The sequence below is a fragment of the Luteibacter sp. HAY1-4A genome, assembly GCF_056755355.1.
This window is the reverse complement of sequence record NZ_JBNDHZ010000059.1, coordinates 1-12,795: the sequence shown is the minus strand read 5'-3', so window position 1 is coordinate 12,795 and position 12,795 is coordinate 1. Positions and strand designations below refer to the sequence as shown.

At 66.4% G+C, this 12,795-nt stretch carries 14 protein-coding genes and 1 pseudogene; 7 read left to right on the top strand and 8 right to left on the bottom strand.

Annotated elements, in window-relative coordinates:
• Window positions 1-8: 8 nt before the first annotated feature.
• Entirely contained in the window at window positions 9-1,238 is a 1,230-nt protein-coding gene (locus ACPYOD_RS16800; protein WP_481302853.1) for a multifunctional CCA addition/repair protein, read from the top strand.
• 122 nt (window positions 1,239-1,360) lie between these two features.
• Here ACPYOD_RS16800 and ACPYOD_RS16795 read toward each other — a convergent pair whose 3' ends face one another.
• From ACPYOD_RS16795 to ACPYOD_RS16785, 3 genes and pseudogenes are all read right to left on the bottom strand, one after another.
• Complete coding sequence (locus ACPYOD_RS16795; RefSeq protein WP_481302852.1) at window positions 1,361-2,554, bottom strand: class I SAM-dependent methyltransferase; 1,194 nt, start codon at window positions 2,552-2,554, stop codon at window positions 1,361-1,363.
• Between the two features lie 176 nt (window positions 2,555-2,730).
• Window positions 2,731-4,182 carry a TonB-dependent receptor gene (locus ACPYOD_RS16790; protein ID WP_481302869.1) on the bottom strand — a complete coding sequence of 484 codons (1,452 nt, stop codon included), beginning with the start codon at window positions 4,180-4,182 and terminating at the stop codon, window positions 2,731-2,733.
• A gap of 228 nt (window positions 4,183-4,410) precedes the next feature.
• A pseudogene (locus tag ACPYOD_RS16785) lies at window positions 4,411-4,839 on the bottom strand (TonB-dependent receptor plug domain-containing protein); the annotation flags it as partial.
• A gap of 147 nt (window positions 4,840-4,986) precedes the next feature.
• Here ACPYOD_RS16785 and ACPYOD_RS16780 point away from each other — a divergent pair.
• On the top strand, window positions 4,987-5,838 hold the full coding sequence (locus tag ACPYOD_RS16780) for a hypothetical protein (RefSeq protein ID WP_481302851.1): 852 nt from the start codon (window positions 4,987-4,989) through the stop codon (window positions 5,836-5,838).
• A gap of 76 nt (window positions 5,839-5,914) precedes the next feature.
• Window positions 5,915-6,652 carry a pteridine reductase gene (locus ACPYOD_RS16775; protein ID WP_481302850.1) on the top strand — a complete coding sequence of 246 codons (738 nt, stop codon included), beginning with the start codon at window positions 5,915-5,917 and terminating at the stop codon, window positions 6,650-6,652.
• Between the two features lie 87 nt (window positions 6,653-6,739).
• Here the strand turns inward: ACPYOD_RS16775 and ACPYOD_RS16770 are convergent, their stop codons facing one another.
• The 5 genes from ACPYOD_RS16770 to tsaD form a co-directional block, all read right to left on the bottom strand.
• The gene (locus ACPYOD_RS16770; protein WP_481302849.1) at window positions 6,740-7,594 is read right to left on the bottom strand and encodes a DUF6159 family protein; all 855 of its coding nucleotides are present in this window, start codon (window positions 7,592-7,594) and stop codon (window positions 6,740-6,742) included.
• Window positions 7,595-7,777: 183 nt separating this feature from the next.
• Window positions 7,778-8,299 carry a 2-amino-4-hydroxy-6-hydroxymethyldihydropteridine diphosphokinase gene (gene folK / locus ACPYOD_RS16765; RefSeq protein WP_481302848.1) on the bottom strand — a complete coding sequence of 174 codons (522 nt, stop codon included), beginning with the start codon at window positions 8,297-8,299 and terminating at the stop codon, window positions 7,778-7,780.
• Between the two features lies 1 nt (window position 8,300).
• Window positions 8,301-9,566: a mechanosensitive ion channel family protein gene (locus tag ACPYOD_RS16760; protein WP_481302847.1), complete on the bottom strand. Its 1,266-nt coding sequence runs from the start codon at window positions 9,564-9,566 to the stop codon at window positions 8,301-8,303.
• Window positions 9,563-9,922, bottom strand: a complete 360-nt coding sequence (gene folB / locus ACPYOD_RS16755) for a dihydroneopterin aldolase (protein ID WP_167125144.1) — start codon at window positions 9,920-9,922, stop codon at window positions 9,563-9,565. Before folB ends, ACPYOD_RS16760 begins: the two co-directional genes overlap by 4 nt.
• 155 nt (window positions 9,923-10,077) lie before the next feature.
• Window positions 10,078-11,103 carry a tRNA (adenosine(37)-N6)-threonylcarbamoyltransferase complex transferase subunit TsaD gene (tsaD, locus tag ACPYOD_RS16750; protein WP_481302868.1) on the bottom strand — a complete coding sequence of 342 codons (1,026 nt, stop codon included), beginning with the start codon at window positions 11,101-11,103 and terminating at the stop codon, window positions 10,078-10,080.
• A gap of 83 nt (window positions 11,104-11,186) precedes the next feature.
• Between tsaD and rpsU the strand changes: the two genes are divergently transcribed.
• The 4 genes from rpsU to ACPYOD_RS16730 form a co-directional block, all read left to right on the top strand.
• Complete coding sequence (gene rpsU, locus ACPYOD_RS16745; protein ID WP_029213735.1) at window positions 11,187-11,402, top strand: 30S ribosomal protein S21; 216 nt, start codon at window positions 11,187-11,189, stop codon at window positions 11,400-11,402.
• Window positions 11,403-11,536: 134 nt separating this feature from the next.
• Window positions 11,537-11,980 carry a GatB/YqeY domain-containing protein gene (locus ACPYOD_RS16740; RefSeq protein WP_481302846.1) on the top strand — a complete coding sequence of 148 codons (444 nt, stop codon included), beginning with the start codon at window positions 11,537-11,539 and terminating at the stop codon, window positions 11,978-11,980.
• Window positions 11,981-12,152: 172 nt separating this feature from the next.
• Window positions 12,153-12,326, top strand: coding sequence for a DUF1328 domain-containing protein (locus tag ACPYOD_RS16735; RefSeq protein ID WP_481302845.1), 174 nt, complete (start codon window positions 12,153-12,155; stop codon window positions 12,324-12,326).
• Between the two features lie 52 nt (window positions 12,327-12,378).
• Window positions 12,379-12,795: CHC2 zinc finger domain-containing protein (locus ACPYOD_RS16730; RefSeq protein ID WP_481302844.1), on the top strand; the 417-nt coding region annotated here is incomplete at its 3' end.

Here is a 12,795-nt window from a genome sequence, read left to right as displayed (position 1 = left end):
TCGCACGCATGGACATCTATCTGGTTGGCGGCGCCGTCCGCGATGCACTGCTCGGACGCCCCGTGATCGATCGCGACTGGGTGGTGGTGGGCGCCACTCCCGACGACATGCTCACCGCCGGCTATCGCCCGGTAGGCAAGGACTTCCCGGTCTTCCTGCATGGGCAGACCAAGGAGGAATACGCGCTGGCCCGCACCGAGCGCAAGACAGGCCGCGGATACCATGGCTTCGCCTTCCACGCCGATCCGTCGGTCACCGTGGAGCAGGACCTGGAGCGGCGCGACCTCACCATCAATGCCATCGCACAACGCGAAGACGGCACGCTGGTCGATCCTTTCGGCGGTGTGCGCGACATCGAAACACGCACGCTGCGGCACGTGTCCGACGCTTTTGCCGAAGATCCGGTGCGACTGCTGCGCGTCGCCCGCTTCGCGGCCCGATACGCGCCGCTGGGATTCACTGTGGCCGCGGAAACCATGGCGCTCATGCGCCGCATGGTGGACGACGGCGAGGTGGATCACCTCGTTCCCGAGCGCGTATGGGCGGAAACGCGAAAGGCACTTGCCGAACCCATGCCGTCGGCATTCCTGCGCGTACTGCGGGAAAGCGGCGCGCTACGCGTGCTCTTTCCGGAGGTGGACGCGCTGTACGGCGTGCCGCAGAGGCCGGAGTTCCATCCCGAGGTCGACACGGGCGTCCACATTGAACTGGTGCTCGATGCCGCCGCCAGGCTGGCGCCGGGCGACGCCCTCGTTGGCTGGTGCGCACTCACGCACGACGTGGGCAAGGCGCTCACACCGCACGACGTCCTGCCGCGGCACATCATGCACGAGCAGCGCGGCATCGAGCCGGTGCGGGCGCTCTCGGCGCGGCTGAAAGTGCCGGTGGAATACGCATTCATGGCGGAAATGGTGTGCAAGCACCACCTCAACGCGCACATGGCGCTCGAACTGAAACCGTCGACGATCCTGCGCTTGCTGGAGGGCCTCGGCGCGCTGCGCCGCCCCGCTCGCCTGGAGACCTTCCTGCTCGCCTGCATGGCCGACAAGCGCGGCCGCCTGGGTAGCGAGAACGCCGCTTATCCGCAGGCCGATTTCCTCCGCGCATGCCGCAAGGCGGCCGCGTCGGTCACTTCGCAACCCTTCGTGGAGCAGGGGCTGCAAGGCCCGGCCATCGGCGAGGCGATGAAGAAGGCCCAGGTGCAGGCCATCGCCCTGGTCGAGAAGCCCGCTCACTGAGCCATCTCAGCGTAGAGAGTCCGCACCTCGCTGTGGGAGCCGGCTCCGCCGGCGATCCCGCAGCAGCGGGCAAGCTCGCCGCGAGCACCCCTCGCCGCTGAAGCGGCTCCTACATCGGATGCCTACAACCGCGAGCCCTGGTCGGCCGCCATCACGTCGGCCGGCAGCGCCGCGGCGTCGATGCCCTTGGCGAACATCATCACCTGGAAGCGCTCGCCCATCTCCTCGGGCAGCGTCAGCTTCTTCACTTCCTGCGCCAGCCGGTACCGTGCCGCTTCGTCGTCCAGGGTGAGGTAATCGCTCTCGAAGAACTCCTGCATACCCGAGGCCAGGAGGAACTGCGCCTGCGGCATATACGCCGCCACGCCGAATCCGGCGCTGTTTCCTGCCTCCGCGAGCGCCGTGAAATCCACCGAAGCGGTGAGGTCCTGCAGGCCGGGAAGATGGAACGCGTTGCCATGCGTGCGATGGCGATAGAAGGCGCGCAGCGTACCCTCCGTGCGTTCGGGAAGGTAGAACTCACCGCGCGTATAGCCGTAGTCGGCGAAGATCATGGCACCACGGCGCAAGGTACCCGCCACCGCCTGCACCCAGTACGGCAACTGCGGCAGGATTTCGCTGCGATAACCCGCTTCGAACTCGCGGCCGAGGTCCCGTTCCACATGGCGCACGGCACCACCCACCAGGCTGTCGGCGGGACGGTCGCTACGAACGAACCGTCCGTCGCCGTCCAGCACCACATGTTCCTCATACACCTCGCCGTCGCGGGTGGTGAAGCGCGTGGTGGGAAGCGCGTCGATGACCTCGTTCGCGAACAGGACGCCGTCCCACTCCGTTTCCAGCGGGCCGTCCAACCATGTCACCCGGGCGAACAGCGCGGCGGGAAGCGCCGCGTGCAGGCGTTCGCGCTGGCGCTCACGCAGGTCGGCGCTCGGCTCCAGGATCATGAAGCGCCGCGGCGCGCGGCCCGCGGCATCGAGCGCCAGCAGGGCGGCCTCGGCAAAGGCGCCGGTGCCGCCGCCGAGCTCGAGAAAATCGGCTTGCGGACCCAGCGACGCCAGCACGGGCTCGAAGGCACGCGCGACGCAGCGGGAGAACAGCGTGCCCAGTTCGGGAGCCGTGACGAAGTCGCCGTCCGCCCCGAATTTCGCCTTGCCTGCGCTGTAGTAGCCGAGGCCCGGGGTATAGAGGCAGCGCTCCATGAAGCGCGAGAAAGGCATCGGCCCCTGGGCGGCGATTTCCTCGCGGAGCAGGGCCGCGAGGTGGTCGGAATGGGCGCGCTCGTCGGCGGCGGGTTCGGGGAGTTTCGCGTTCATGCCGTACGTGTTCGAAATCGAACCCGCAGGATAGCGGATCGTGGCGCGCGGGGCGTCAAGTGACCCGCCTTTAGCTGGCCATCGTGTGGGAGCCGGCTTCGCCGGCGATCCCGCGGCGGCGGGCAATCTTGCCGCGAGTTCGCATCGCCGCTGAAGCGGCTCCCACAGCAAGCTCTCTAGAAATCCTGCTGCAGCGACAGGAACACGCCGCGGCGCGGTCCGAACTGCGGCGCGCCGACGCCGATACCCGACCCGTCACGGAGCTGGTAGGTGCGATCGAACGCGTTCACCAGGGCGAGCTGCGCATGGGTGGCGCCTGCCGGCATGAGATGGAAGTCGTGTGCCACGCTCAGGTTCACCTGGAAGTACGCAGGCATCGTATCGCCGTTCGGCACCAGGCCGTCGCGGCGCAGGCCCGAACCGAAGAGGTAGTCCGCACCGATCCGCGTGGCATCGTCGATCGCGTAGCTGATGCCGCCCGACGAGGTGTACTTCTGGTCGTGGTCGAGATGGATGAAGTGATCCTGGATATACGCGAGATCGTCCGGATCGAAGTTGTACTGACCCGTGATGATGCGCTTGCCGACAGAGCGGTTGTACGCGAAGTTGAAGTACGCGGTGAGCGCCCCGCCATCGTAGTTCAGGGTGAATTCGTCACCCTTCACCTTGCCCTGGTCGTAGTTGAACGTGGAGTACACCAGCGCGGTGCCGAACTGGCCTTCGTCCTGGATGCGGGACACCCGGCGGTAGTAGCTGTCGAGTCCCACGGTCCAGGCATTGCCGAGCTTCTGCGAGATGCCCACGTCGTAGTAGCTCGAGCGCTCGGCCAGCGGCGTGTCGTTGCCGTTGTCCGGCAAGGCGTTGGTGGTGCCGGCGAACTTCGCGATCGACGTCGGGCTGATCATCTCCGAAGCCGGCGGCGTGAAGTAGCGCGAATAACCCGCGTGGATGGTGGTGTTTTCGGTGGGCTGGTAGACGAGTCCCACGCGCGGACTGAGCTGGCTTTCGGGACGGAAGGCATCGTACCGGTCGGCACGTGCGCCATAGTTCACCGTCCACTTGTCGCCGATGCTCCATTCGTCCTGAAGGTAGAGCGCGTACGTGCGGGCGAGGATCCGGCTCGCGTCGACGATGGAAAGCGGCGTCGTCGACGCCTGGTTGCCGTCGGCATCCGCGGGGAATACAAGGGCGTCGTTGGTCGCGGTCGCCCGCTCGAACGACGCATACATGCCGTAGCGCAGCGTATGGTTGTCGCCCAGCGGCGTGGAGAAGTCGGCCTGCAACGTACTGGCGCGGTTGGCCCGACGCACGTTGGATGCGACGCCGTTGAACATCAGGTCGCCGATATCATCCGGGGTGAAGTTCAGGCCGCTGTAGCGCTGCCCCGCCGACACCTGGTACGCGGTGTTCCCGAGCTTGCCCTGCAGGCTCAGAATGCCGAAGCGCGTCTTTTCGCGCTGGCGCTCGTTCAACTGCGCCGAGTCGAAGTTGGTGACGTCGAGGTAGCCGAATGTCGGCTCCTGCCCGGGATTGTTCGGGATCTCGAAGCGGTTGTTCGTGACGCCGAAAAGGAAACTGAGGCGCGTATCCGCATTTATCAGGTAGGAGACATCGCCGAACGCCTTCACCTGGTTCGTATGGTCGTGGACCGGCTTGCGGCTGGAGGTCGGATTCTCGATACCGACATCGTTCTCGAGGTAGTTCGCGGTGAGGAACCAGCTCCAGGCCCCGCTGCGCCCGAACAGCGTCGCGTTCGGATTCACCGTGCCGAACTGCCCTCCCGTGATGCCCACGCTGCCGCCGATGCCGTCCTTCGACGGCGTGCGGGTGGTGATGTCCACGATGGCGGCCGTGCGGTCGCCGTACTGCGCGGGCAAGGCGCCGTCGAGCAGCTTCACGTTCTGGATCATCCGCGCGTCCAGTGTCTGGCCGAAGCCGCCGATGCTTTCGGGAATGAGCACGCCGTCGATGCGGTATTGCAGGTTGGCGTGGTCGCCGCGCACGTGCAGTTGCCCGTACGAATCCTGCACCACGCCCGGCGCCTGGAGGATCACCTGGTTCAGTGGCGTGGAGTCGCCCAGCGGCAGGGCCTGGATGGTCTGCCTGTCGATGACGTACTGGCTGCTGCCGGTATCGGGCGACAGACTGTTGCGTGCCTCGTCCAGCCGCGCGGTAACGTCGACTTCGCCGAGGTTCGTGGCTTTCTGCGGGGGGGCATCGCCGGCATGGGCGGCGGCCGCGGCAAGGGCGAGGGCGATGCAGGACGCGAGGCGAACAGGGGTCATGGGCTCACTTCGTAAAATGTTATAACGTATCAATAGTGTGAAGAGCGAAGCTTTCAGGTCGCTTTCGCCGGGGGCGACCGGACGCTTCATGGACGAATCACGTGACGGCGGCGACGATGTCGACGCATTCGCATCCGGAGTAACGACATGGCCAAGCGCGATCCCGCTTCGACGTCGAAGGAGATCGTTCCCGTCAGCGCCGATCGGGGTGAAAGCCCGGTCGCGAAGGCGATCCTGGAATTCGTCAGCCGTATCCCCGACAGCGAGGTGCCGCGAGCAGGCACGGGAACGGCCGAGGAGACGTGCCGCCATCTGGCGAGCGCCGCCGCGAACCGGGCGGCCATCACGGCCGGCTCGCTGGCCCTGCCGCCCGGCCCCCTGGGCTGGCTTACGGTGCTCCCCGAACTCGTCGCCATCTGGCGCATCCAGGGGCAGTTGGTCAGCGACATCGCCGCCGCGTACGGAAAGACGGCGAAGCTGGGGCGCGAACAGATGCTCTGGTGCCTGTTCCGGCATACCGCCGCCCAGGCATTCCGCGACGTGGCGATCCGCGTCGGCGATCGCCTCGTCTTCCGCACCGCGGCCACCAGCGTGCTGCAACGACTGGCGGGACGCATCGGCGTCAGCGTCTCCAAGCGCGCGGTCGGCAAGGGTATCTCGCGCTGGCTGCCCATCGTCGGCGCGCTCGGCGTCGGCGCGTATGCGTACTACGACACCGGACAGGTTGCGAAAACCGCCATCGACCTCTTCAGCGGCGACGTCCACATCGACGACGGCGACACGCCCGCGGCGGGAAAGCGCCACGCCACGACGAAGTCCTCCGGTACCGCTCGCGCTGCCGGCCGCGACGTGGCCACGGACGCAAAGCCGACCGCATCGGCCCGAAAGGCCGTGAAGAAAGCGGCGGCCAAGAAAGCGGCCGTGCGGAAGACGGCGAAGAAGGCCGCGCCGCGTGCGGCCACCGCCAAGAAAACCGTAGCCGGACGCAAGGCGCGCTGACGAAGCCCTCGTATCCGCGACGTGACGCGGGGCACGGTTTACGGCAAGCTCGTGCGCGTCGCGAAAGGAGTTTGCCGTGAACACGTCCCCGGTCGTCCTCGTCACCGGCGGTGCCCGCCGCGTGGGTGCCGCCATCGTCCGGCGCCTGCATGCGGCAGGTTGCTCGGTCGCCATCCACTACCGGCACTCCGGCGAAGACGCCGAAGCTCTCGCACATGACTTGAACGCCATCAGGGAAGGCAGCGCGGCTACGTTCCCCGCGGCGCTCGAGGACGACGCGGCGCTGCATCCGCTGATCGAGGCGGTGGTCGGCCGCTTCGGACGGCTCGACGGCCTCGTGAACAATGCCTCCGCGTTCTACCCCACGCCCATTGGCGAGACGACCGCAGCGCATTGGAACGACCTGTTCTCAGCCAACGCGAGGGCACCGTTCTTCCTCGCCCAGGCGGCGGCACCGGCCCTGCGCGAGGCGCGGGGCGCGATCGTCAGCATCGTCGACATCTATGCGGAACGGCCGCTTGCCGGGCATACCGTGTATTCGATGGCCAAGGCCGCGCTCGCGATGCTGACCCTTTCCCTGGCGAAGGAGCTGGCGCCCGAGGTACGCGTCAATGCCGTGGCGCCCGGCGCCATCCTGTGGCCCGCCTCCGGAAAACCGGAGGAAGCGGCCGAGAGCCTGATCGCGAAGACACCGCTGGGACGCAAGGGCGAGCCCGAGGATGTCGCCGAGGCCGTGCGCTGGCTGTTGCTGGAAGCGCATTACACAACCGGCCAGGTCATGCGCGTGGACGGCGGCCGCGCGCTGACGATCTGAGTGCGCTGTGTGGGAGCCGCTTCAGCGGCGACGAGCTTGCCCGCTGCCGCGGGATCGCCGGCGAAGCCGGCTCCCACATCTCATTCCTCAGTTCTTCGGACGGAACGCCGATTCGAGCAGCGCGCGGTCGAAGCCCTGGCCCGGGTCGCCTTCCTCGGCGAAGCGGTAGAGCGCGGCCGAATACACGCCGTGCATCGCGGTCTGGAACAGGCTGAGGGCCACCAGGGCGATCAGCGCCACCACGCCCACGACCACCATCAACGCAACGGACTGCGTTGCCGCGGCGGCGAAGAACAGGATGCCGCTCACGAAGATCAGGCAGAAGGTGAGGATGCCGCCGGCCAGGCCGATGCCGGCATTGCCGATGAGGTTCTCGCCCCAGGTCTGGCGAAGCAGCGAGGTGCTGCGCTTCACCGCGTCGACCGGACCCACGTCCTGCGCCGCGAGCACCGGCACCACGAGGAACGTCGCTACCGTCCATCCGAAGCCGAGCAGACCCGCGACGATGCGTCCGACGAAACCGAGACGCTCCTGCAGGGCACGCAGGATCATACCCACGGTGGCGGCGATGAGCGCATAGCCGATGATGTTGGGCAGCTTGCCCATCGCGGTACGGATACCGTCGCCGAGCGTGGGATTGCCGCCGTTGAGACGAATGAGCGCGGCCGAGGCGAGCGCGACGTTGAAGAAGATCACCACGCCGTACTGCACGAAGTAGAACAGGAAGCTCACCAGCATGAACATCGGCGAGACGTGTCGACGCTGCCCTTCGAAGTCCGCTTGATGATGCGCGATCAAGGTGTAGACCGGCCACGCGAAGGTGGCGACCACCAACAGCGACGCGAAGCCCGCCAGCAACGGAAAGAGCATCAGCTCCTTGTCCTGGCGAAGGATGGTGGCGCTGGCTTTCATCAGCGCCCAACTGCGTGCGAACTTACCCATTTCCTTGTTTCCCCCATGGTCCGATGTGGGAGGCGTTGTAGCATCTTGGCGGGTGCGCCGCCAGCTCCCACTTTTCCAGTGCCGCCATGGATGGTGGCAGCCGCTATAAAGCTGTAGGAGCCGCTATAGCGGCGAGAAGCCAACGAAGCGGGGACAACGTGCATCCACCGCCTGATCCACCGCCTAACCCCTCGCCGTCATGGCGGCTCCTACAGAGGCGGTACACCCCTCGTCCACCGCCAGCGGCTCGCTTGCAACCGGGAAGGCCGCCCACAGTTCCGCCATCGTCTTTCCACTGACGGGATGACGAACATCCGGCGCGATATCCGTCATCGGCTTCAGTACGAAAGCGTGGCGCAACTCGCCGCGCGGCACCTGGAGGTGGCCTTCGCCGCTACGCACGAGGTCGTCGTAGAGAACGATGTCGACATCCAGCGTCCGGCTGGCGTAGCGGTCGCCGCCGCGCACGCGGCCATGCCGGTCTTCCAGCGCGTGCAACCAGTCGTTAAGGGCTTCGGGTTCGAGGTCGCTGTCGAGGCCCACGGCCAGGTTGAGGAAGTCCGGCCCGTCGAATCCAACCGCCGCGCTGCGGTACACCGGTGAGACGTCCAGCCTGCCGAAGCGCTTGCGCAGTTCCGCCACGGCGAGGCCGAGCCAGCGCTCCGCATCGATGTTCGAGCCCAGGCTGAGGTAGGCGCGCCCCATGTCAGGCTGCCCGCTCGGCCGCGAGGCGAATGCCTGCGACAGCGTCGCGTACGTCACCACCCGACGGCTGCTGGAAGGGACGCAGTCCGAATTCGGGAAGGATCGCGATCAGGTGGTCGAAGATGTCCGCCTGGATGCGTTCGTAATCGAGCCACACCACGGTATTGGTGAAGCAATAGACTTCCATGGGAATACCCTGCGGGCCCGGATCGCGCATGCGGACCATGCGGGTCATCTTTTCATGCACGTCGGGATGGGCCGCCAGGTACGCGTCCGCATAGGCACGGAAGGCACCGATGTTGGTCTGCCGGCGCCGGTTCACCGGCAACTTGCCCGGTTCGCCCAGCGCCTCGTTCCAGCGGCGGATGTCCTCGCGCTTACGCTCCAGGTAGGCCTTGAGCAGGTACACGCTTCCGAAGCGCTCTATCTCCTCGTCTTCGAGGAACCGCACGCAAGCCGCATCGACGAACAGTTCGCGCTTGATCCGGCGTCCGCCCGACTCGGTCATGCCCCGCCAGTTCTGGAACGATTCGGAAATCAGCTTCCACGTGGGCACCGTGACGATGGTGCGGTCGAAATTACGCACCTTCACCGTATGCAGCGTGATGTCGATGACGTCGCCATCGACGCCCGCGGAAGCCATGGTGATCCAGTCCCCGACGTGCAGCATGTCGTTCGTGCTCAGCTGGATGCCGGCCACGAAGCCGAGGATGGTGTCCTTGAACACCAGCAGGAGCACGGCGGACATCGCGCCGATGCCGGACAGCAGCAGGCCGATGCTCTGGTGCGTGAGCTTGGTGATCACGAGCACCAGCGCCACGATCCATAGCGCCATCTGCAACAGCTGCACGATGCCCTTGATGGAGCGCTTGCCCGCCGGCGTGGCGCTGTACAACGATTCGAACGCGAGCAGCGCGCGGCCCATGGCCGAAATCACGCAGACGATGATCCAGCACACGGCGAGGCTGCGCACGAACGCGCCCACGCCATCGTCCACCGGCAGCAACAGGGCGATGCCGTAGTACACGACGATGCCGGGCAGCAAGCGCGCCAGCCAGCGGAAGCAACCGAACTCGTAGAGCGCGTCGTCCCAGCGCCAGTGCGTATGCCGCGTGGCCGCCCGCACCACGCGATGCAGGAACAGGCGTCCGAACAGGTCGACCAGCCAGGCGAGCACGATCAGCCCGCCGATCAGCACCACGCTTCGCCACACCGGCGAGGGGATGACCTCATCGAGGAACGTCTGGATGTGCCGTGGTTCGATCATTGCGGGCGCGTGCCGCGCTCGATGCGCACGCCGACCGCCTTCGCACCGCGTACCGCGCCCGGCTTGGACAGCTTGAGGCGAACCCAGGCAACACCGAATTCGTTCTGCACGATCTCGGCGCAACGCTCGGCGAGGGTTTCCACGAGACCGAAGCTCGAGGCTTCCACGTAGGCCTGGAGGCGCTTGGAGATCGATTTGTAGTTGAGGGTGTCGGCGATATCGTCGCTGGCCGCGGGGCGGCGGTTGTCGAAAGCCATTTCCAGGTCGAACGACAACGTCTGCCGGATACGCCGCTCCCAGTCGTAGATGCCGATGACCGCGTCGATGCGCAGGTCTTCTATGAAGACGATGTCCATGGGGGCGAGGCGATGAAAAGGTCTTACAGGGTCGGCGAGGAAAGACGATTGCGCAAGCGCGTTCCTGTGGGAGCCGCTTCAGCGGCGATGGGTGCTCGCGGCAATCCGGCCCGCTGCCGCGGGATCGCCGGCGTAGCCGGCTCCCACAAAGGGTGCTATTGAAGCGCGGTGAGGCTTTCGAGGTTCCAACGCGGGAACACTTGGATGGTTTCATCCTGGTGCTGGCCGGCGGCCAGCCGGATGGCGCCTGCCAGGGCGATCATGGCGCCGTTGTCGGTGCAGAACGCCAGGCGCGGGAAATAGACGCGGAATCCGTCGGCCGCGCCGGCCTGCGCCAGCTGCTCGCGCAAGCGCTTGTTCGCGCCCACGCCGCCGGCAATCACCAGCCGCTTCGCGCCCGTGGCCTCGAGGGCCCGCCGGCACTTGATCGCCAGGGTATCGACGATGGCCTCCTCGAATCCCCGCGCGATGTCGGCGCGGGTGGAGTCGCTCTTGTCTGACGCCTGCCAGGCCAGGAGCACCTGCGTCTTCAGTCCGGAAAAGCTGAAATCGAGCCCCGGGCGGTCGACCATGGGCCGCGAAAAACGGAAGCGGCCAGGGGTGCCCTGCTCGGCCAGCTTCGCCAGCGCCGGACCGCCCGGATACGGCAGGCCCATCAGCTTCGCGGTCTTGTCGAAGGCTTCGCCCGCGGCGTCGTCCAGCGTGTCGCCCAGGATCCGGTATTGGCCGATGGCCTTGACCTCCACCAGCATGGAATGCCCGCCCGACACCAGCAGCGCCACGAACGGGGGCTCCGGCGGATCGTCCTCGAGTAGGGGGGCCAGCAGGTGGCCTTCCATATGGTGTACACCGATGGCCGGCACACCGAGCGCCCAGGCCATGGCCCGCGCCGCCGACGCACCGACCAGGAGCGCACCGACGAGGCCCGGGCCCGCCGTATAGGCTACGCCGCCCAGGTCGGCCGGCGTCAGCCCGGCGTCCTTGAGGGCCTGGCGCACCAGGGGCAGCAGCTTGCGCACATGGTCGCGGCTGGCCAGTTCCGGCACCACGCCGCCGTACTCGGCATGCAGGGCGATCTGGCTGAAAAGCGCATGCGAAAGGAGCCCGCGGCCGGGCTGCTCCGGGTCCCAGCGCAGGAGGGCCACGCCCGTTTCGTCACAGGACGTTTCCACGCCCAACACGGGCTTTGAATTTCTGATCTCGATCACGTTATAATCCACGGCTCACCCGGATTCACGGGTCAGTTTAACCAAGTGGAGTTTCCATGCCGAGCGTTAAAGTCCGCGAGAACGAGCCGTTTGAGCTTGCCCTTCGCCGCTTCAAGCGTACGTGCGAGAAGGCTGGCGTGCTGGCCGAAACGCGCAAGCGCGAATTTTACGAAAAGCCGACCCAGGAGCGTAAGCGCAAGCGCGCCGCTGCTGTGAAGCGTCACCTGCGCCGTCTGTCCCGCGACACGACGCGCCGGACCCGCATGTACTGATGCACCGGCCGGCCCTCGTGGCCGGCATGGTACCGCGGCTGGCGCGTTCTCGCAGCCACCGCAAGCAGGCGGAAATCCCGAGCCGGCTTTGCCGAAAGGTGAAGCCGGCTTTTCGTCGTCCCGGAGAAAAGAGCATGAGCCTCAAGGCAAAGATCACCGAAGACATGAAGGCCGCCATGAAGGGCGGGGAAAAGGACCGCCTGGCCGTCATCCGCCTGGTCCAGGCCCAGATCAAGCAGCGCGAGGTCGACGAACGGATCGAGCTGGACGACGTGCAGGTCCTGGCCGTGCTCGAGAAGATGCAGAAGCAACGCCGCGATTCCATCGAGCAGTACGACAAGGCCGGCCGCACCGACCTCGCCGACATCGAGCGCTACGAAATGGGCGTCATCGATGGCTACCTGCCCGCCAAGCTCGACGAGGCCGAACTCGACGCCATCATCGAAGCGGCCATCGCCGAATCGGGAGCCAGCTCCGCCCGCGACATGGGCAAAGTGGTCGCTCTGGTCAAGGAAAAGGCAGCCGGCCGCGCGGATATGGCCGCCGTGGCAGGCAAGGTGAAGGCCAAGCTGTCCTAAGGAGCGGCCCAGGCCCTGCCCTTTGTGGGAGCCGCTTCAGCGGCGATGGGTGCTTGCGGACAGCTTGCCCGCTGCCGCGGAATCGCCGGCATAGCCGGCTCCCACGCCTAGACGCTTCACAGCCCCGCCACGCACGCCACCGCATCCTCCCCGCGCCCCAAGGAGGATATCCATGCTCAAGTACGCCATCATCTTCGGCCTGATCGCCCTCGTTACCGGCGCGCTCGGCTTCAGCCGCGTATCCGGCGCGGCCGCGACCATCGCCAAGGTTTGCTTCGCCATCTTCCTGATCCTGTTCGTGATCGCGATCCTGGCCGTCATCGGCGTCTTCAAGCTGGCCTTCTGACGCCCCTGCCGGACTCCATACGGAAGCGGATGCATGGCATCCTAGGGGACTGATGCGTGGCCGAATTCCCGACAGCTTCATCGATGAACTGCTGACCCGCGTCGACATCGTCGACGTGATCGAGCGGCGCGTGCCGTTGAAAAAGGCCGGCAAGGAATGGACCGCCTGCTGTCCCTTCCATAACGAGCGCTCGCCGTCGTTCTACGTGAGCCCGCAGAAGCAGTTCTTCCACTGCTTCGGTTGCGGCGCGCACGGCAGCGCGATCAAGTTCATCATGGACTACGACCGCCTGGAGTTCCCCGACGCCATCGAGGAACTGGCGCAGTCAGCCGGCCTGAAAGTGCCGTACGAGGGTGGCCGCGACGACAAGCCGCGCGAGGACCGCAGCGATCTCTATACCCTCCTCGACGAAGCCGCCTCGTTCTACCAGCGCGAACTGGGCAACAGCCCCGAAGCCCGCGCCTACATC